We start from the raw sequence: 19884 nt of genomic DNA on the forward strand, positions 1-19884 counted from the left end.
AAAGGGTAGGGGATCAGGCTGGTACGGGTCAGGCAGGCAGTCCGCCCACCTGGGTGTCGATCCAGGAGCGGATCGACGGCAGGTCGCCGTAGATTGACGGGCCGGTGGCACAGGTGGAGTTGTTGTTGCCGGCGCGGCTGGTGGCCCCGATCAGGTACCACCGGCCGGAGACCATCCGGACCTGCGGACCGCCAGAGTCGCCGTAGCAGGCACCGGCGTTTCCGTTGGTGTTGTTGGTGCAGATCTCATAGCCGGCGTCGATGCCGAGACACCGGCTGTCCGCCACGATCGAAGTGTCCAACTCGTGGGCGACGGTCGGGGCCGAGCCGCAGCCACGGGGAGCGCAGGTCTGGCCCCAGCCGATGATCCGGGTGGCGGTGCCGACCGCCCCGGAGGCGGTCGGGATCGGTGCCGGAGCATAGCTGACCGAGCTGGCCAGCTGCATCAGCTTGACGTCGATCCGCGGGTGGTTGACCGCGCGGATCACCCGGACCACCGTGCCGCCGCTGGTCCGGTTGACGCTGCCCACCCGTACGGAGCTCGGGGTCGGGCAGTGCCTGGCGGTGACCACCCAGTTCGACTTGATCAGGGAGCCGGTGCAGCCAGAGGTGTAGACCATGAACGGGTAGTTCTCGGTAGCCGGACGGCCGTTCACCACCAGGATGCCGATCTCGTCGGCGGTGCTGGACGGCGGCGCGGCCTGCGCCGTGGTGGCCGGCAGCACAAGGCTGGCGGCGACGAACCCGGTGGCCAGCAGCATCCGGGACAGGAGCGGGAGTGCCTTCATCGTGCGGTGTCCTCATCGTCAGGGGGGTACGCGCCGACCCGATGGGCGGCGCGGCGACAGAACAGGTTGTTCGGCCTTGTCGGACAGGCGCTGCTGGGTACCCGATGCGAATACTATCGACAAACGACGATACTTCAATGCTTCTGGGGATACCGGTCCTGCCCTATTTCCGGGTGATGGCACGCCCGGACGCCAGCTGTCACAGGGTGAGGTCGGCTGGGATCGCCCCGGCGCGTCGGCGACCCGTGCGACCATGCGGATGCCTCCCGGTGCTGCCGCGCGGAGGTGACCATGCCGGAGGATCGACGTCCCACACCGGAGGAGAACGCCCTACCCAACCGCCGTGAGCTGCGGATCGCCCTCGCCATGCGCGGCGGCGTCAGCCTGGCGGTCTGGATCGGTGGGGCCGTCGCGGAGCTGGACGTGCTGCGTCGGACCACACCCGACCCGCGGGGCACCGCGACCCTGCAGCGGGGGAAGTCCCCGGAACGTCCCGCCCAGCAGCAGCGGGCCGAGATCTATGCCAGCATGCTCCGGCTCGCCCGCTACGACGAGGTCAAGATCGACGTACTCGCCGGCGCCAGTGCCGGCGGTCTCAACGCCGTCGTGTACGGCGTGGCTCAGTGCGTCGGCTCGACCGTCGACGCGGTCCGCAACCTCTGGCTCGACGACGCCGATCTGTGGCGGATGATGCGGCAGCCTCGCCCGGTCGGTCGGGTGCCGTCGCTGCTGGCCGGCGACAGGTATCTCTACCACCGCATCTGCCGGGCGCTCTACCGGCTGCGCGACCAGGGCCACTGCGGGCTCGCCACCGACGACATGACCGTCGACCTGTCCGCCACCCTGCTGGCCCAGGATCAGAACCAGGAACGCAGCCTGGCCGAGGGGCAGGCCCAGTTCCACTTCACCCGCCGCGACGCTCCGCTCGACACCGGGATCACCGACTTTCCCGGACCCGCCGACCGACCGGACGCCACCGATCATCCGTGCGACGATCCGCCGCACCCGGTCAAGTACCGGCTGGACCGGCTCGCCCTTGCCGCCCGCGCCACCTCGTCGTTTCCCGGGGCGTTCGAACCCGCGTCGATCCATGCCGTCGCCGGTCACCACAACAAGCTGGAGTACGGCAGCGGCACGGACCGGACCTCGGTGCCGGAGATGTCGATGGTCTTCTCCGGACTACGGCCGCGGGGAACCAGCCTGCACATCGGGTCCGAACCGTACTACGTGGTCGATGGGGGAATCTTCGACAACATCCCGATCCGACGGGCGCTGCTGGCGATCTGCCGGACCGCAGCCGTCTCCCCCACCGATCGACGGTTGATATACCTGGATCCGGATCCGTCGCCGTCGGCTCGTAGCTCCCCGACTCAGCCGGACAGCAAGGGCGCCCTGCACTGGCTCCGGGTGCTGCTGCGGGCGATCGCGTTGAAGCAACGCACCGAGACCGAGGAGGGCGAACTCGGGCACGTCCGAAGCACCAACGACATCGGCCTCGCCGCCCAGATCCGGCAGCACCTCATCACCCAGCAGATCACGCTCACCAGAGCGCGTCGCCGGCCGCTGGGCAGCTGGCGACCGCCGGCCTGTGAGTGCCGGACCTGCCGCCGGACCATGATCAGCGACCGCGTCGTCAAACGTGACGGCGATCCACCGCCACCGCTGCCGGATCATTACCGCGACTATCGACACTCCGTCGACGCTCAAAAGATCGCCGAGATTCTCACGAAGCCGGCGGAGTACTCCATCGGCCGACCCGCACTGTCCGGACCGTATCAGGTTCTCGGCGAGTACGAGGCGCTGAACATCCAGGCACAACTCGACGACATCTACCACCAGGGGACAGTAGACGAGGAGGAATTTCAGGACATTGAGGCGGCCTACAGCGCGACTACCATGCTGATCTCCTGGATCCGTGCACTCGAGGAGAAGAATCGCAATTCCGATTACCGCGACGACCGGGCAGCGGGCGACGAGGCCGTCAAATGCCTACGCGAGGTCAAGCACAAAGTCTACCGGCTGCTGGAGCTGGCCGACCACATCCGTGACCTGGCCGGCGCGGAACTGCTCCGGGACTTCCAGGGACCGGGCGGCGCGCTGGAGAACCCGGATCTGCTGGCCGCCACCCGGCGGGCGCGCGCCCTGCAAAAAAGCCTGCCGGGTCTCCCCGACAAACTCCGCCGGGCGATAGTTGACGGGCAATGCGACAGCCAACAGTTCAACCGCATGCTGTTCGAACAGTACCCGGCGAAGTACATGGCCCGGGAAGTCGACATGTCAAGCCCCGGGACGACCGCGCTGGAAGAAATCTGGACGCTGGCCGAGGACCTGAAAGGAGAGTTGCTGGAGATCGGCCAACCGATCGCCAGGCGGAAACTGCGCAGCGACGACGAACTGTGCCCGAAGGACCGGCGGGCCTGGTGCGACTCGGCATTCAAGGACGTCCACGATTCATCGCTACGCAAATTGAGCATCAAGAAGCTGCACACCATCTTCGCGGTTGCCGGCGGCGTGCCGGGAGTGCAACCCGTCGTCCATTACCACAAGATCACCGGTAACCAGGAGAGCCCACTGCAGCAGAAGTTCCGCAACATCGACTGCAGCGAACGCCGCAAGCGCCTGACCGAGCGGCTGCGCACCGGCCGACTCGACCCAGCCGATCCGGTGATCAACTCCCGTGCCAAGCTGGCCGGTACCACACTGCACAACTTCGGAGCCTTCCTCCGCCGGTCGTGGCGGGCCAACGACTGGGCCTGGGGCCGGCTGGACGCCGCCGCCGGCATCACCGACATGATCATCGACAAGCTCTGCGGCTGCTGCGACGACAACGAGCTCAACCGCGTCTGGCAGCGATGGGTCCAGGAGCCCGTCCCCGGCGTGTCGGGGCGGGAGTGGCGGCGGATTCTCACCGGCAGCAACGGTGACCTGCCGCCCGTGCCCACCAGGATGAGCCGCCTGCAGCCCGACCAGCGGGAGTGTCTCAAGCGTGCGCTGAAGAGCTGGCTGCAGTACCAGATCCTGTTGGAGGAGGACCAGGAGGCCAGGGAGACGGGCCGGTCCGACGACCCCGACCAACCCCGGCAGCCAGCGGCGATGGACCACTGGGAGCAACTCACCAACCGGGTGTCCCGCGGCAACGAAGGCGTCCGCGACCTTCCGGTCGCCTACCGCTACGGTCTGTCCAGCCGGGCGGTCCACCTCACCTACCGGGCCCTCTGGCCGGCCGGTAAGGGCTGGCCGACGAGGGTCGGGCGCGCCCTGCTGCTGCTGATCCGGCCGCTGATCGTGTTGCTACCACTGGCTGCTGACCCGGCCCGCGCCGCCGCCACCACCCTGCTGGTCCTGCTCGGCTACGCGTCGATCGCCGACGCGTCCCGCGCCGACGAGAACCGGCCCGGCTGGGCCGCTGGCGTCGCCGCGCTGCTCGCGGCTGCCGCTATCGTCGTCGGCTGGATCCGAAGCACCCGAGACTGGGCGCGGCTCGACCGCGAGACCGAATCGTGGAGCGAGGAGTGGCACCGGATCGGCCATCAGATGTGGTGCACCGCCCGACGTTGGCGGGCCCTGGGCCTGGTACTGGCGGCCGTCTTCACCGCCGGCGGGGTCGGGTTGCTCTGGTTGCTGCCGAGCGGCAGCCTGCTCGGCAACCGCCCGGAAACGCTGACGATCGTCGGCACCGTCACCGCCGCCACCCTGTGGTGGCTCGCCCATCGGCACGACCCGGCCCGGATCCCGCTACCCCGCCTGCGACGGCACAAGCAGCCGTACGACGCGGCGTGGAGCGCGGCGAACCACCGTCGTCACGTCCCCGTCCAGCGGGCCGTCTTCGTCTGCGCCACGCTGCTCCTGCTCCTGCCGCTGGTCGTCTGGAAACAACCCCGCCGGCTGCTGGAAGGACTCACGCTCGAGCCGCTGCGGCTGGTGCCACCCCGCGCCGAGGTCACCGTGCAGGGCGTTCCCGAAGCGCACTTCCCCGCGATCGGGATCGGACTGCTCGCCGTAGCGCTGAGCGCGGTCCTGCTCTGGGGCTGGACGAGACCGTGGCCGGCTCTCACCGCGATCATCGGCACCGGCATGGTGGTCGAAACCACCGCGCACCTGCTGTATCCCGGCCGGATAGCCAGCGGTCAGCTGACCGTGCTGCTCGTCGTCTGGGCGTCCTGCATGGCGGTGGTCACCGTCTTCCTACCTGTTACCGAGCAGTCCCCCGACCGGGTCTGACGCCGCGCGACGCTCACCGGTCAGGGTCCGCCGGACGAACTCCAGCAGCAGTGCCCACTTGAACGCCTGCTGTGCGTTGTCCGCTGCTGCGGAATGCCCACCCTCGACGTTCTCGTGATAGGTGACGTCGTGGCCGTACTCGCGCAGCCGGGCGACCATCTTGCGGGCATGACCGGGATGCACCCGGTCGTCGCGGGTCGAGGTAAGAAAGAGCGACGGCGGGTACGCCGTACCCCGTCGGATGTTCTGGTACGGCGAGTACTCCCGCAGAAACGCCCAGTCCGCCGGATCGTCGGGGTCGCCATACTCGGCCATCCAGGAGGCTCCGGCGAGCAGCTTGTGGTAGCGGCGCATGTCCAGCAGCGGCACCTGCCCGACGACCGCGCCGAACAGTTCCGGGCAGCGGGTCAGCATCACGCCCATCAGCAGCCCGCCGTTGCTGCCGCCGTAGACGCCGAGCCGGTCCGGTCTGGTCAGGCCACGGGCGACCAGGTCGGTGGCGACGGCGGCGAAGTCCTCGTACGCGCGGAGCCGGTTCTCCCGTAGTGCGGCAGTGTGCCAGCGCGGTCCGTACTCGCCGCCGCCCCGGATGTTGGCGACCACGAAGCTGCCGCCCCGGGCCAGCCAGCCGGCGCCGACGACGCCGTTGTAGGTCGGGGTCCAGGCGACCTCGAAACCGCCGTACCCGGTCATCAGGGTGAGCCCGGCCGCCGGTCCGGGCGGGCTGGCATCACCCGGTGTGACCAGGAAGTACGGCACCTCGGTGCCGTCGGCGGAGCCGGCGAAGAACTGCCGGACGGTCATCTGGTCGGCGTCGAAGAAGGCCGGACCGGTCTTGACCGGTCGCGTCGGGCCGTCGACGGTGCCGTGCAGCAGCGTCGGTGGCCGGATGAACCCGGCGGTGTGCAGCAGAAACTCGTCGCCCCGGTCCGGCTCGGTGTCGGCCACGTCGGTGTGGTCGAATCCGCCGGCGTCGGGCAGCGTGCGCCGCCGCCAGCCGTCGTCGCCGGGAGTCAGGATAGTGATCTCGCTACGGACGTCGGTGAGGGTGACCAGCAGCAGATGGTTGCGGGTCCATGCGTGGTAGCTGTAGGCGGAGCGCTCGGTCGGCTCGAAGACCGTGGTCAGCTCCCGTTTGCCGGCCAGGAACTCGTCGACCGGGGTGACCAGCACCGCGCCGGCAGGGTAGGTGATGTCACCGGTCTGCCAGTCGCTGCGCAGCTCGATCAGCAGCCACTGCCGGTGCAGGTCGATCTCGGCGTCCGAGGGCACGTCGACCAGGCCCCAACCGCCGTCGGGCCGCAGCAGGTAGGTCCGGTTGCGGAAGAACTCGGTGCGCCGTACCGCCAGGTCGCGCTCATAGCCGGCGGTCGGGTCGTGCACCACGGAGACGGTGACGTCGTCGACCTCGCCGGCGAACGCCAGCGGGGCGTCGGCCAGCGCGGTGCCGCGCTGCCAGCGCCGGATGGTCCGCGGGTAGCCGGAGTTGGTGACGGTGCCGGGCCCGAAGTCGGTGCCCACGTAGATGTGGTCGCGGTCGATCCAGCAGACGGTGCTCTTCGCCTCCTCGACGATGAAACCATCGGTCACGAAGTCTCGGGTGGTCAGGTCGAACTCGCGGACCACCGCGGCGTCCGATCCGCCCCGGGACAGCACGACCAGGCACCGGTCGTACCCGGGCCGCAGCACGTGGGCACCCTTCCAGACCCAGTTCTCCCCTTCGACCCGGGCGAGTGCGTCGAGGTCGAGCAGGATCTCCCAGCTCGGCTGCGGCCGACGGAACTCGTCGAGGGTGGCCCGCCGCCACACCCCGCGGGGATGTCCGGCGTCCTGCCAGAAGTTGTAGAGGTGATCCCCGCGCCAGGTCGGGTCGGGAATCTTGTCGGCGGAATCGAGCACCTGCTTGATCCGGTCCCGCAGCTGGGTGAACCCCGGCTCGGCGGTCCAGCCGGCGGTGGTCTCCGCGTTGCGGTCGCGGACCCAGTCGAGGGCGGCGGCACCGAGCACCTCCTCCAACCAGAGGTACGGATCGCCGCCGTGCGACACCCGGCCGTCCTTCGCCATCCGTCAATCCCTCCCCGCCCCCCGCCCCCCGGCCCGCTCCGCGAGGGTACGCACCAGGATAGGCAGGCTCGTCGTACCGCACCGCCCAGCAGAGGGTGCCGCCCCAAGGCCGGCTGCGAACGTCGCCGCCGGAAGCTGGACACTGGACGCTACCGTGACGGTCGGACAAGATTGACGCACGTCCAACGTGCAGACGTGCGACCAATGATCCGTCCGGGCCGGGTGGCGCGGACGGTCGGGGCGGGAGTGGACCGGCGACGATCGGGGCTGACAGATGAGCAGCATGCAGGAGGCGCAGCGGGCACACGCCCAGCAGGTGCACGCCCAGCACCGGGCCCAAGCCTTCGCGCACCGTCAGCATCAGCAGATGGTCTGGGAGGCGGAGAACGCCCGGCAGGCCGCCGAGCAGGCGGCCGCCGAGGACGAACGCCAACGCAAGCGTCTCTACATCGAGGCCCGGGCGGCGAAGATCGCGGCCGCCAACGCGAACCTGCGCTCGCGGGTGGCCGAGCTGGAGGAGCTGCTCGCCGACACCCTGGCCGTCGACGACCACATCGACCTCGATCGGCTCAAGCGCAGCAGCACCCCGCCGCCGTTCGATCCGGGTAACCTCGCCGTACCGCTGGCCGCACCGCAGTGGTCCGACTTCGCCCCACCGGAGCCGGCCGGCCTGGGCCGGATGTTCGGCGGTGAGGTCCGCCATCAGCAGCAGGTCGCCGAGGCGCGAGAGATGTTCGAGCAGGCCACCGCGAAACACGAGGCGGCGGAGGCTCAGCGGCACCGCCGGCTGGCCGCAGCCGAGGAGAAGTACCGTCAGCAGTGCGAGAAGCTGGCCGCCAAGGTCGCCGCGCACAACGCCGCGATCGACCGGTTCTCCGCCGTCTTCGCCGCCGCCGATCCGAAAGCCGTCGTCGAGTACTTCGGGCTGGTGCTCGGAAACTCCGTCTACCCGGACGACTTTCCGCAGCGCTACCGGCTCGCCTACCTGCCCGAGTCCCGTCAGCTGGTGGTCGAGTACCACCTGCCGGCGGTGGAGGTCGTCCCCCGGATCCGGGAGTACCGGTACCAGCCGGCCAACGACGAGGTGACGGCGGTCGGCCGGCCAGCGACCGAGATCGCCGAACGGTACGCCGACCTCATCACTCAGATCACCCTGCGTACGGTGCACGAGCTGTACGAGGCTGACCGCACCCGACTGCTGGAGACCGTCTGCCTCAACGGCATCGTCGAACGGATCGACCCGGCCACCGGTCGACCGGCCCGGCCCTGCCTGGTCAGTCTGCGTACCAACCGGGACGAGTTCGTCGCGATCAACCTGGCCAACGTCGACCCGGCCGCCTGCCTGCGCCGACTCGAAGCGCGGATCTCCGCCCATCCGGTGGATCTGGCACCGGTGCCCGCCGTGGTCGATTTCGACAAGGTCGACAAGCGGTTCGCCGACGAGATCGACGTCCTCGCCGACCTGGACCAGCGACCGGACCTGCTGACCATGCCGGCCGACCAGTTCGAGCAGTTGATCGCCGACCTGTTCACCAAGCTCGGGCTGCAGATGCGCCAGGTGCGCACGACAGCCGACGGTACGGTGGAGTGCATGGCGCACGATCCCCGCCCGTTGTTCGGCGGCACGGTCGTCGTGCTGGCCCGGCGCGGCGGCGGCACCGTGGACGTGTCGGCGGTCCGTGATCTGTTCGGCGTCGTCCAGGCGGAGAACGCCTCGAACGGCATCCTGGTGACCACCGCCGGCTACACCTCGGCGGCCTTCGACTTCGCTTCCGGCAAGCCGCTGGAGCTGATCGACGGCTCGGCGCTGCTGCACATGCTCGCCGAGGACGGTGGGGTGAAGGCCCGCATCGACCGCCGGGCCTGAGCCGTCGCGGATCAGCGGGGCACCGTCCGGGGTCAGCGGGGAAAGTAGCGGTCCAGGAAGTCGTTGTGGAACACGCCGGCCGGGTCGTAGTGGACCAGCAGGTCGGCGAAGTCGTTCCACCGCGAGTACCTGCCGACGAGTTCGTCCCGGCCGATGCCGAACAGCTTGCCCCAGTGCGGTCGGGGGGCGTACGGCACCAGTGCCTGCTCGACCGCGGTGATCACCGGCATCACCGCCGTCGCATCCGCGACCCAGGTGAAGTGGATCGCGACGCTGTCCCGCGAATGGTTCATGCTCAGCCACAGTTCGTCGGCGGCGACGGTACGGATCTCGCAAACCTGCAGCACGGGCGCGACCCGGTCGCGGATCTGGGCCACCGCGTCGAGGGCGTCGACCACGTCGCCGGCCGCTATCAGGTATTCCGACTGTAGTTCGGCACCACTGCTCGGGGTAAAGTCGAGCCGGAAGTGCGGCAGCCTGGTGTGCCACGGACCGGCTACCCCCAGCTGGCTGGTGCAGTTCTCCACCGGCATCCCGGGTACCGGATGGCGAGGGCCGTCGGCGGCGGCGAGCCCCAACCTGGCGGCGTCGACCGGCGGATGGTCGTGGTTGGTGCGCCGTTTCACCCACACCTGGTCGATACCGGTCCCGGTCCAGTCGGTGAACATGCTGACGCTGTAGCCGCTGTCCTGGAGCTGCTCCCATCCGGCGGTGAGCGCGTCGCGGGACAGCCCGTGATAGACGTACTGGGCCACGTCGAAGGTCGACTCGATCGCCAGGGTGACGCTGGTGACCACACCCAGCCCGCCGAGCCCGACCACCGCGCCGGTGAAGTCGGGATGGGACTGGTCCAGCCGGACCAGGTCTCCGTTGGCGGTCACCAGCTCCATCGCGCGTACGGCGGTGGCGAGGTTGCCGTTGCCCTGCCCGGAGCCGTGGGTGGCGGTCGCGCAGGCACCGGCGACCGAGATGTGCGGCAGCGAGGCCAGGTTGTGCAGCGCGTACCCGTGGGCGTGCAGGTGTTCGGCCAGCTCGCCGTAGCGGACGCCGCCGCCGGCGGTGACCGTCGACGCCTCGGAGTCGACCGTCACCTCGGCGGGCAGGCCGGCGAGCGAGACGAGGTCTCCGTCGGTGTCGGCAATCCGGTTGAACGAATGCCCGGTGCCGAGCACCCGCAGCCGGGCCGATCTGCCCACGATCTGTCGCAGTTCGTCGACGGTGGTCGGGCGGTGCACGTGACGCGCGGCGAAGGTGACGTTACGCGCCCAGTTGGTGACCGCAGCGGTCATCAGCCCGATCTCCTCTCGCCGACCCGCCTCACCGTACCCTGGACCGGCTCAAGCTACGGCCACGCCGGAGGAGGTCCCCATGCGGGTAGCGGTGTTCAGCACCAAGCCGTACGACAAGCGGTTCCTGGCCGCCGCGAACGCCGAGGCCGGTCACGACCTGGTGTTTCTGGAGCCGAGGTTGTCGGCGGACACCGCGCCGTTGGCCGACGGTTGCGACGCGGTCTGCGCGTTCGTCAACGACGACCTCAGCGCACCGGTGCTGGAGATGCTGGCTAGCGGCGGGGTCCGGCTGGTCGCGCTGCGCTCGGCCGGGTTCAACCATGTCGATCTGGCCACCGCGCGCCGGCTCGGGCTGACCGTCACCCGGGTGCCGGGCTACTCGCCGTACGCGGTCGCGGAGCACTGTGCCGGGCTGATCCTGGCGCTCAACCGCAAGATCCATCGGGCCTACAACCGGGTCCGGGAGCACAACTTCGCCCTCAACGGGCTGCTCGGCTTCGACCTGCACGGTCGGACCGTCGGCGTCGTCGGCACCGGCAAGATCGGTGTCCGGTTCATTCGGATCATGGCCGGGTTCGGCTGCCGGGTGCTCGCCGCCGACCCGTACCCGTCGGACGAGGCCGTCGCCGCTGGCGCGAGTTACGTCGCGCTGCCGACGCTGCTCGCCGAGTCGGACATCGTCACCCTGCACTGTCCGCTCACCCCCGACACCCACCACCTGATCGACGAGGAACGGATCGCGCAGATGCGCGACGGTGTGATGCTGATCAACACCAGCCGGGGCGCGCTGGTCGACACCGCCGCCGTGATCCGTGGTCTGAAGAGCGGCAAGATCGCCCATCTGGGCCTCGACGTGTACGAGGAGGAGGCCAGTCTGTTCTTCGAGGACCTGTCCGACCAGATGCTGCGCGACGACCTGTTCTCCCGGCTGGTCACCTTCCCCAACGTGCTGATCACCGGCCATCAGGCGTTCTTCACCGAGGAGGCGTTGCACAACATCGCCACCACCACCGTCGGCAGCCTGACCGCGTACGAGCGGGAGGGCACGCCGACGGACATCCAGCCCGACGCCCTGGTGCGCTGACCGACGACCCACGTGCACGGCGTCCGACGCGACGGGGCCCGGTACGAGGCCCGTCAGCGCCGGAACACCCAGCCACGCAGGCACCGTCGCGACGCCGGCCGGTTCCCCGTTTTCGCCGGTTCACGCCGGTTATCTTTCCGCGTCTGCGGAGACTCTTCACCTTGACGGATGCTCAACGCCCGGGCCGGCCCGGCAGCGCAGCCCAGCCGACCAACGGCAGAAGCAGGAGCGCACCGAGAGTCAGGAGTGACGCCATGGGGTACCTCACCACGCAGGACGGCACCCAGCTCTACTACAAGGACTGGGGTTCCGGCCCCGCCGTCGTCTTCTCGCACGGCTGGCCGCTCAACGCCGACGCATGGGACGGCCAACTGCTCTTCCTCGCCCAGCAGGGCTTCCGGGTCATCGCGCACGACCGGCGTGGGCACGGTCGGTCCAGCCAGTCGCCCGAGGGCAACGACATGAACGGCTACGCCGATGACCTCGCCGCGGTGATCGAGGCGCTCGACCTGACCCACGCCACGCTGATCGGGCACTCCACTGGTGGCGGTGAGGTCGCCCGGTACATCGGCCGGTACGGCACCGGTCGGGTGGCGAAGGCGGTGCTCATCTCCGCCGTACCGCCGATCATGGTGCAGACGCCGGACAACCCGGACGGGCTGCCGCTGGCCGTGTTCGACGAGATGCGGGCCAGCCTTGCCCACGACCGGGCGCAGTTCTACCAGGACCTGGCGATCAAGTTCTACGGCGTGAACCGGCCAGGTGCAGAGGTGTCCGACGGCATCCTGCACCAGTTCTGGTCGTGGAGCATGCAGGCCGGGCTGTGGAACGCGTACCAGAGCGTGTCGGCGTTCTCGGAGACCGACTTCCGCGACGACCTCGCCGCCTTCGACGTCCCCACACTGGTGATGCAGGGCGACGACGACCAGATCGTGCCGATCAAGAACGCTTCGATGAAGACCGCACAACTGGTGTCCGGCGCACAAGAGGTCTACTATCCGGGCGCCCCGCACGGCATCACCGCGACCCACCAGGACCAGGTCAACCAGGATCTGCTCACGTTCTTGAAGAGCTGAGCCCGGGTACCGGCCACGTTCGTCGGCCTGCGGGTGAGGTCGTTGCATTGACATCCTCGCCGCCCTAAACCTCGATCCGTGGATTGGTCGGTCCGCTGCGACCGGTAACGGCGTGGAGATATGACGAGAGTGCCCTCTGAGCTGGGATGATCGGGTTTGTCGAAGACCTGATCAGACCGGCTTGGAAGGGCACTCTCGGTGTGAGGGGCCTCGCGTTTTCCGGACAGTGGTTCGGCCGGTTCTTTCACGCCGCGATTTGAAGGTTCTCGAACTCTGCGTGGACTTCCCGGGGAGGTTGGTAGCCCACCGCTGAATGCAGACGCTGACGATTGTACCAGAATTCGATGTAGGCAGTAGCGTCCCGGCGTGCCGCCTCACGAGTGGGATACTTCACACGCGACACGCGTTCGTTCTCCAGTGCACCGAAAAACGATTCCGCCATCGCATTGTCGAAACAAATTCCGGTCCGGCCAGCAGATCGCCGCAACCTCAGATCCCGAAGCGTTCTGCCGTAGTCGTCCGACATGTAGTTGCTGCCCCGGTCCGAATGAAAGATGGCGTTCTTCCTGAGTTCGCGATTCCGGGCGGCGTTACGGATGGCGCGGGACATCAACGGCGTCTGATAGTGGTCGTCCATCGCGTATCCGATGACCTCCTTCGTGCAGCAGTCGATGACGGTCGCCAGATACAGCCTCCCCTCGCCGGTCGGGATGTACGTGATGTCGCCGACGAGCTTCTCGCCAGGCGCGTCGGCGGTGAACTCCCGGCCGACGAGGTCAGGCACCGTGCCGGACGACGACTGGGTGAGACCCCACCGCCTCGGGTGGGGCTGGCACGGCACGAGCCCGAGCTCGCGCATCAGCTGGCGGACGAGTTTTTCAGGAAGCTGTTCTCCATCTCGAGTTCCCGGTTGCGACGTTCGAGTTCCTTCAGTCGAGCGCGCTCGTCGACGCCGATCGGTGGGCTGTCCTGGGCGCCGCTGTTTTCCCGCCGGTACTGGCGGACCCAGGAACGCAGCGTCTCCGGGTGAACGTCGATCTCCCGGGCAACCTGCGACACTGGCTTGTTCGACTGTAGAACGAGTTGCACTGCTTCTTCACGGAACTCTGGGGTGTATGAGCTTATGCGTGCCATCGCGCTTCTTCCCTCGACTTTCCTTGCAGGGTAACCGGGTCTACGCATTTGATCGGGGTGAGGTGGTCGCTTGACCGCGTTGCGTGACGGCAACTGGTTGCAGACAGTGAGGCTCGGTCTGGCCGGGTCGGGCGTGTCGTAACGCAGGCGTACCCGCGACATCCAAGATCATGGTTCTTGTCTAGGGAATCATGATGAGTGGAAGGTCGCGGGTACGTGGTTCAGGATACTGCCGTGGACGCCCTGTTCGGGTTGACGGGTGTGCGGGTCGTCGAGGTCGACACCGAACCCGACGACAGCGTGACGGTGTATGTCCAGACGGCGGTGACCGTGGTGTGTCCCGGCTGCGCGACACCGGCGAAGCGGATCAAGGAACGCGTCACCGGCCGGATATGCGATGTGCCCTACGGTGGCCGCCGGGTCCGGGTGGTGTGGTGGAAACAGCGCTGGTCATGCCTGAACGAAGACTGTCCACGAAGAAGTTTCACCGAGTCCGTGACGGATCTGCCGACGCGTTCGCGGGTGACGCCCCGACTGCGGCAGTCCTGCGCACGGTCGATCAGTGACTCCGGGCGCACCGTCGCCGAGGTCGCCGCCAGTCACGGGGTGTCCTGGCACACCGCGCACGACGCGTTCACCGCCACCGTCGATCCGGTACTGGCCGGCGAACCGGAACCGGTCACCGACCTCGGGATCGACGAGGTCCGCCGGGGCCGTCCCCGGCTGGCCGCCGACCCGGACACCGGCCGGACACGGCAGATCGCCGACCGGTGGCACACCGGCTTCACCGACCTGTCCGGACCACAGGGACTACTCGGCCAGGTCGAAGGCCGCCGCACCGCCGACGTCACCGCCTGGCTCGAACAGCGGGACCCGGCCTGGCTGGCCGGAATCCGCACGGTGTCGATCGACATGTGCCCCGCGTTCCGCGCCGCCGTCCGCAAGACACTGCCCCACGCCCTGCTGTGCGTGGACCCGTTCCACCTGGTCCAACTCGCCAACAGGATGCTCACCACCGTCCGGTGGCGCATCGTCAGGAACAAGTACGGCCGTCGGGGCCGTAAGACCGACCCCGAGTACGGCATCAAACGACTCCTGACCCGCAACCGGGAGGACCTGTCCCCGACACAACTCGCGAAGCTGTGGAACACCATGGCCGACGACCCGACGCTGACCGATCTGCACCTGGCCTGGATCACGAAGGAACACCTCCGCGACCTGCTCGCCCTACGGATAACCCGCAGCCACACCACTCCCGCGCCCAGCCTCGTGCGCGACCGCTGGGCCAGCCTGTTGACCTGGTGCGCCGACCACGCCCACGTCGACGAGATCGCCGCGTTCGCCCGTACCCTCGACATGTGGCGCGACGAGATCGTCAACGCCGTCCTCACCGGCGCGTCCAACGCCGGCAGCGAAGGCATCAACCGGATCCAGAAACTCGACGCCCGCGCCGCGTTCGGCTACCGCAACCCCGACAACCAACGCCGCCGCGCCCGAACAGCGACCCGACGACCCCGCAAACGATCACCCAACGCAATCAGCCGCAATCGACTCTGGGTAACCGGACCACAACACCACCCCGGCTAAATGCGAAGACCCGGGTAACCTTATTGGCTCCCTGTCCGGAATCCTCGGGGCACCTCAGATCTACAACCTGCTCAGACCCGTTCCAGCAGTATGAGCCCTTGACAAACATAGGGGCATCCAAGCGGTGTACGTCGAGGACCTGTGCGTTGTTGGTCTCGGCCGGACTCGGCTGGCGAAGTCCGTGCAGGATGCGGGCTGGGCCGCCTTCACCGGCATGCTGGAGACACGGCGGAGCGGGTGCGCCACGAGGCGCGCGTTCGCCCGGGTGGACCGGTGGCTCCCGTCCACCCGGATGTGCTGCGACTGCGGCCGGATCAACGAGAAGATCGCGTTGAACGTCCGGGAGTGGGACTGCCCGTGCGGCCGTCACCACGACCGGGACATCAACGCCGCCATCAACATCAAGGCCGCCGGACAGGCGGACTTCAACGACCGTCGAGCGCACGTAAGACCGGGACTCGTCCCGGCGGCGCGCAGTGAAGCGGTAACCCACCCGGGCGCCGCGTGTTCCACGCGCAGCGTGGAGGGAATATCCGTCCTTCAGCTTCAGGGCGGAGAGGATGTCAACGGTGAACTGGCTGTCCACCCCTGTGCTGCCGACGGTGGTGGGCGACCGCCTGCTGTCGACCAAACCGGTCAGCAGTACCCGGGCGGTCTCGACGAGAGCGAACACGGTTGCCGCCGGCGCGGTGAACCGGGCGACCTGCAACTGCCATGGCAGGTCGGCCCGGTCCGCGAGCTGGTCAGCGTCGAGGACGAAGAGCTGCAACGTGTAGTAGAGAACATCGACCGGCGCGGTCGTGCCGCCGGGCTCGCCCACGAGCAGCTCGGCGCAACCGACGAATCCCAGGATCGCCGACACCCCCGCCAGCAGCACGAAAGCAACGCGGAGCAGGGTGATCCTCGTTCTGTTCCGGTCCTGGTCCAGGGAACCTCCCCACCGTACGGCCTGACGGTCGATGCAACAAGCATCACCCATAGGCGCCAGTTGGCTACCCAGCGCTTGACCATCACATTTCATGGTGAAGTGGGAAAATTCGCCTTGTTGCCACTGGTCCGTCACCGCGCACACCGACCGGATAAGATTCCATCGCCGGGGCGGTAGCTCAGCCGGTCAGAGCAGGGGACTCATAATCCCTCGGTCGCGGGTTCGAGCCCCGCCCGCCCCACCAGGTGCAGCGTTTCGCGAACCAGATCCAATTCTCGGTGTTGCCAGGGACGGGGACGCAGCAGGAGCACCACCGCGTCTGCGCGGGGCCGGACCGCGAGCGACCAGGCACGGTGACAGGAAGGTTGCCAGCGAATCAGCGGCAAGGACATCCAGGTAGCGGCCTTCGATGAAGGCAGGAAAGGCAACATCGGCAAGAACTGAGCCGTACGCGGTGGAACGATCTCCTTGCGCGGACGGCGCACCCGGCGGCGAGGCTTGCCGGCGGCCAGAGCAAGACCCCCACCGAACGTGACGCCTGGGATTTCGCGGCCGCCGAGGAAACACCGGCTTGGAACTGGTCACCCTGTGTCCGGTCGCCGTGCTCGGCCCAGTGATCGGCTAGGAGATCTCCGGCACCAACCACATCGTGCAGCGCAGCCTGGACGGCAGCTTGCCGGGTTAGCCGGAGCTGTACATCCATTCGTTGACGTGCGCAACGTCGCCGCCGCCCACGTGCTAGCCATGACCACGCCCGGTGCCAGCGGCCAGCGGTTCCTGCTCTCCGGCGGCCCGGGCGATCCCGCATACGGGTCACCGCCAGTTTTCCCGGCTCCGCTGCAGACCGTCGAGGATCAGGTCGAGTCCGACGTCGAACTCGGCCGCATAGGAATAGCCGGGAGCCAGCGCCCGGTGGACAATCATCTCGGCGAGATGCGGCAACTCGTCGCGGGGCAGTTGCTCCAGGATCGCGCCCGCCACCTGCGTGACTTCGGCGGACGAGGTGAACGGCAGGCTGAGTTCCTGCAGAGTGAACCCGTAGACGTAGCTGTCCAGCAAGGAGAGCGCGTGCGCCGCGCCAGCGACGGAGAATCCGCTGGCGCGCAGGCAGCCGAGCACTGCGTCGTGGTGACGAAGGGTAGCCGGGCCGGGGTTGGTCCGGGAGTCCATCAGACCGATCGCCCACTGGTGTCGGATCAGCGCCGCCCGCATCGATGCCGCTCGGTCCCGCATCGCGGTGCACCAGTCGTTTCCGTCCGCCGGTAGCTCGATCTCATCGAAGACGAGATCGACCATGCCGTCGAGGATCAGGTCCTTGTTGCGGAAGTGGTGATACAGCGACATCGCCTCGACGCCGAGCCGCTGCGCGAGCCGGCGCATGCTCGGCACGCCCGAACCGGCCTCGTCCGCCAGCGCGACCGCTTCGCGCAGCACCAACTCCTTGCTGAGCGCGGTACGCCGGTTCGCGGGCGGGTCGGCTGGCTCCGTGACCACGTGATCCTCCTGCTGTCACCTCTCGGACTACTTGACAACCTTACACCGCAAGGCTGTACCTTACAGCGTAAGCCGAACGCGATTCGGGGAGCGACAGACGGGAGCAGGACCATGGAACCAGTCGACACCGACGGGGTCGGCCAGCCAGGTGCCGGCCGGCGGATCTGCGTCGTCGGGGCGTCCGGGAAACTCGGGCGATACATGGTGCGGCACGCGTTGGAGCGTGGGTACGAGGTCGTCGCCGTGTGCCGGGAAAAGAGCATGCCCAAGCTGGCCGAGTTCGACGGACGGATCACCGTGGTCCCCGGGCCAACCAACTCCCATACGGTCATCGCCCAGGCGGTGCGCGGCTGCGACGCCGTGCTCACGGTGCTGGTGCCGTGGGGTGTGCAGAACTACGCCTCGGGCACCGCCCAGGCGGTGCTCGACCATGCCGAGCCCGGTGCCCGGCTGATCTTCTCCTGCGGTTGGCACATCAGCAACGACGGTCAGGACGTCTACCCCCGAGGGTTCAAGCTCTACACGGCGGTCTTCGGCTGGCTGGCGAAGCTGCTGCGGGTGGTGGATGTCAACGACCAGGTACGGGCCTGCCGACGGGTCTTCGCCAGCGGTGCCGACTGGACCGTCGTACGCGGCAGCGACCTCGAAGAAGGCGACAGCCAGGGCCTGCCGGTGTGGAGCCGGCACGTGGGCGACCCGGTGTTGGCCAGCAACCTGACCCGGCGAATCGACTTTGCCCGGTTCATGGTGGAGGCCGTGGACGACGACACCCTCGTCCGGGAGGCCCCGGCCATCGTCGGTCGGCTCACCCCGTCCGCCCTCGCCCACGCCGGTCGGCTGCAGTGACCGACGCGGTCGACGCGGCCCAGCCGGCACCGGCCACCGCGAACGACGCCCTGTGGCGCAACGGTGATCCGTCGTCGCGCGATTGCCGTATCGCCCGCCGCATCGCCTCCCCCACCGGCACCCGGTACGGAGTATCCCGGGCAGCGCGATCATGAGGTTGGCGGCACCGGTAGGCCGGTCAACTCGGCGACGAGCGTGACGGAGGGCATCACGGTGACCGGCCACCGGTCGACGAGGGACTCACCCGGACCGGACCGCAGGGCGGCGAACGGCACTCGGTGGAGCTCGCCGTCGGGCATCACCACCAGCAGTTCGGCTGCCTCATCGCGCGCGCAGGTATCCATCGTCACCGACGGTCGTCGCGACCGCCCCTTTGTCCGGCGACGCGAACCGGACGGCGCCCCGGTGACCGCGCGGTGACTCCCGTATCCCAGTGGGAGGACAGATGCATCCGTCGTTCTCTGAGTCCGAAGACCCGGCGCCCGCAGCCCGGCAATCCGCACATTCGCTCAGCCGTGATCGCGCGTATCCGCCCGCCCGGCGCTCCACACACCGGTCGGCTCGGCCGGACCGCAGCCGGCGTCGGGTTCGGGGCGTGCTCGCTGCGGCGACGGCCGCATTGCTGGCGGTCGCCGGGCTCACGTTGATCCCGAACGCGAGCGCCGCCAAGAACCCGTTCGAACGGGGTCCGGCACCGAAAGCGTCCAGTCTCGCCGCTGCCCGGGGCCCGTTCGAGACGTCCCAGGTGACGGTGTCGTCGCGCGATGCCAGCGGGTTCGGCGGCGGCACGATCTACTTCCCGACCAGTGGCGACGAAGGCACCTTCGGTGGAGTGGCGGCGCCCCCGGCTTCACCGCGTCTCGGTCGAGCATGGCCTGGTTGGGACCCCGGCTGGCATCACAAGGGTTCATTGTATTCAATATGGTGATCGGCACCGAACGAGACACGATCGCCTCGGTACGATTCCATTCCGAACCATTCTTCGAAAGCCTTCCATCCGATTTGGACAAGGCATATCTGGAGCTCAACAACGCTAGCCATTTCGCACCGAACATTCCGAACACTACCATCTCGTCGTTCAGCGTGGCCTGGCTGAAGCGCTTCGTCGACGACGACACCCGCTACGAGCAATTTCTCTGCCCGCCGCCCCGCCCCGCAGGTCGAGGTCCGGCTGCCGGCCGGTGAGCAACTCCGCGTAGATGGCGGGCTCGACGATCCGGATGTAGAGGTACGCCAGCGACTCCGGTGCGGCGTGGTTGGCCAGATCAGGGCCGAGCACGTCGACGAAGATGTCCACCTGGGCACGGATGAATCGCCGGTGCACCCTGCCCGGCTCGGCGAACAGCACCCGGGCCGCCGTCCCGGGTTCGTCGGCGAGGAACTGCCGGAACGGCGCGGACCGACGCACCGCGACGGCGTAGCGCGTGGTCACCTCGATCACGCCGTCCACGTCGGTGCGTTGACGCGCGCCACGTGCTTCGGCCAGTTGAGGAAGTACCGGCCGCCA

14 protein-coding genes, 1 tRNA gene and 2 pseudogenes are annotated in these 19884 nt (G+C 68.4%); 10 read left to right on the forward strand and 7 right to left on the reverse strand.

From position 1 onward, the window contains the following. Positions 1–28: 28 nt before the first annotated feature. The gene (locus O7610_RS12435) at positions 29–787 is read right to left on the reverse strand and encodes a S1 family peptidase (RefSeq protein ID WP_281550911.1); all 759 of its coding nucleotides are present in this window, start codon (positions 785–787) and stop codon (positions 29–31) included. 291 nt (positions 788–1078) lie between these two features. Between O7610_RS12435 and O7610_RS12440 the strand changes: the two genes are divergently transcribed. Beyond that, positions 1079–5008 (forward strand): patatin-like protein, encoded by a 3930-nt coding sequence (locus O7610_RS12440; RefSeq protein ID WP_289213336.1) that lies wholly within the window; start codon positions 1079–1081, stop codon positions 5006–5008. Here O7610_RS12440 and O7610_RS12445 read toward each other — a convergent pair. Then, entirely contained in the window at positions 4973–7072 is a 2100-nt protein-coding gene (locus O7610_RS12445; RefSeq protein ID WP_289213337.1) for a prolyl oligopeptidase family serine peptidase, read from the reverse strand. The genes O7610_RS12440 and O7610_RS12445 overlap by 36 nt on opposite strands. Before the next feature lie 274 nt (positions 7073–7346). Here O7610_RS12445 and O7610_RS12450 point away from each other — a divergent pair, with 274 nt between their 5' ends. Continuing rightward, positions 7347–8939 carry a restriction endonuclease gene (locus O7610_RS12450; protein ID WP_289213338.1) on the forward strand — a complete coding sequence of 531 codons (1593 nt, stop codon included), beginning with the start codon at positions 7347–7349 and terminating at the stop codon, positions 8937–8939. 32 nt (positions 8940–8971) lie between these two features. Here the strand turns inward: O7610_RS12450 and O7610_RS12455 are convergent, their stop codons facing one another. Beyond that, the gene (locus O7610_RS12455) at positions 8972–10228 is read right to left on the reverse strand and encodes an FAD-binding protein (protein ID WP_281550915.1); all 1257 of its coding nucleotides are present in this window, start codon (positions 10226–10228) and stop codon (positions 8972–8974) included. A gap of 79 nt (positions 10229–10307) precedes the next feature. Between O7610_RS12455 and O7610_RS12460 the strand changes: the two genes are divergently transcribed. Together O7610_RS12460 and O7610_RS12465 are read left to right on the forward strand one after the other, a co-directional pair. After that, positions 10308–11312: a 2-hydroxyacid dehydrogenase gene (locus O7610_RS12460; RefSeq protein WP_289213339.1), complete on the forward strand. Its 1005-nt coding sequence runs from the start codon at positions 10308–10310 to the stop codon at positions 11310–11312. Positions 11313–11566: 254 nt separating this feature from the next. Further along, entirely contained in the window at positions 11567–12388 is an 822-nt protein-coding gene (locus O7610_RS12465) for an alpha/beta fold hydrolase (protein ID WP_281550917.1), read from the forward strand. A gap of 244 nt (positions 12389–12632) precedes the next feature. Here the strand turns inward: O7610_RS12465 and O7610_RS12470 are convergent. Beyond that, a pseudogene (locus O7610_RS12470) lies at positions 12633–13522 on the reverse strand (IS3 family transposase). Between the two features lie 234 nt (positions 13523–13756). Here O7610_RS12470 and O7610_RS12475 point away from each other — a divergent pair. The 3 genes from O7610_RS12475 (at position 13757) to O7610_RS12485 (ending at position 16281) form a co-directional block, all read left to right on the forward strand. Continuing rightward, a complete protein-coding gene (locus O7610_RS12475; RefSeq protein ID WP_281550707.1) occupies positions 13757–15109 on the forward strand; it encodes an ISL3 family transposase in 1353 nt (450 codons plus the stop codon). Positions 15110–15233: 124 nt separating this feature from the next. After that, entirely contained in the window at positions 15234–16214 is a 981-nt protein-coding gene (locus tag O7610_RS12480; RefSeq protein WP_289213340.1) for a zinc ribbon domain-containing protein, read from the forward strand. Next, positions 16205–16281: transfer RNA gene (locus tag O7610_RS12485), tRNA-Ile, on the forward strand. The genes O7610_RS12480 and O7610_RS12485 overlap by 10 nt, the downstream gene beginning before the upstream one ends. A gap of 569 nt (positions 16282–16850) precedes the next feature. Here the strand turns inward: O7610_RS12485 and O7610_RS12490 are convergent. After that, the gene (locus O7610_RS12490) at positions 16851–17531 is read right to left on the reverse strand and encodes a TetR/AcrR family transcriptional regulator (protein ID WP_281550919.1); all 681 of its coding nucleotides are present in this window, start codon (positions 17529–17531) and stop codon (positions 16851–16853) included. A gap of 111 nt (positions 17532–17642) precedes the next feature. Here O7610_RS12490 and O7610_RS12495 point away from each other — a divergent pair, with 111 nt between their 5' ends. After that, entirely contained in the window at positions 17643–18377 is a 735-nt protein-coding gene (locus O7610_RS12495) for an NAD(P)-dependent oxidoreductase (RefSeq protein WP_281550920.1), read from the forward strand. A 149-nt stretch (positions 18378–18526) separates the two neighbouring features. Here the strand turns inward: O7610_RS12495 and O7610_RS12500 are convergent, their stop codons facing one another. After that, positions 18527–18721: a CHAT domain-containing protein gene (locus O7610_RS12500; RefSeq protein ID WP_281550921.1), complete on the reverse strand. Its 195-nt coding sequence runs from the start codon at positions 18719–18721 to the stop codon at positions 18527–18529. A gap of 101 nt (positions 18722–18822) precedes the next feature. Between O7610_RS12500 and O7610_RS30855 the strand changes: the two are divergent. Then, positions 18823–19235, forward strand: a pseudogene (locus tag O7610_RS30855) (poly(ethylene terephthalate) hydrolase family protein); the annotation flags it as partial. A gap of 63 nt (positions 19236–19298) precedes the next feature. Continuing rightward, positions 19299–19562, forward strand: a complete 264-nt coding sequence (locus O7610_RS30860) for a poly(ethylene terephthalate) hydrolase family protein (RefSeq protein WP_502959108.1) — start codon at positions 19299–19301, stop codon at positions 19560–19562. Here the strand turns inward: O7610_RS30860 and O7610_RS12510 are convergent. Continuing rightward, positions 19456–19827, reverse strand: coding sequence for a QsdR family transcriptional regulator (locus O7610_RS12510; protein ID WP_281567295.1), 372 nt, complete (start codon positions 19825–19827; stop codon positions 19456–19458). The genes O7610_RS30860 and O7610_RS12510 overlap by 107 nt on opposite strands. Positions 19828–19884: the final 57 nt, after the last annotated feature.

The organism is Solwaraspora sp. WMMA2065 (assembly GCF_030345075.1).
Classification (GTDB): Bacteria; Actinomycetota; Actinomycetes; order Mycobacteriales; family Micromonosporaceae; genus Micromonospora_E.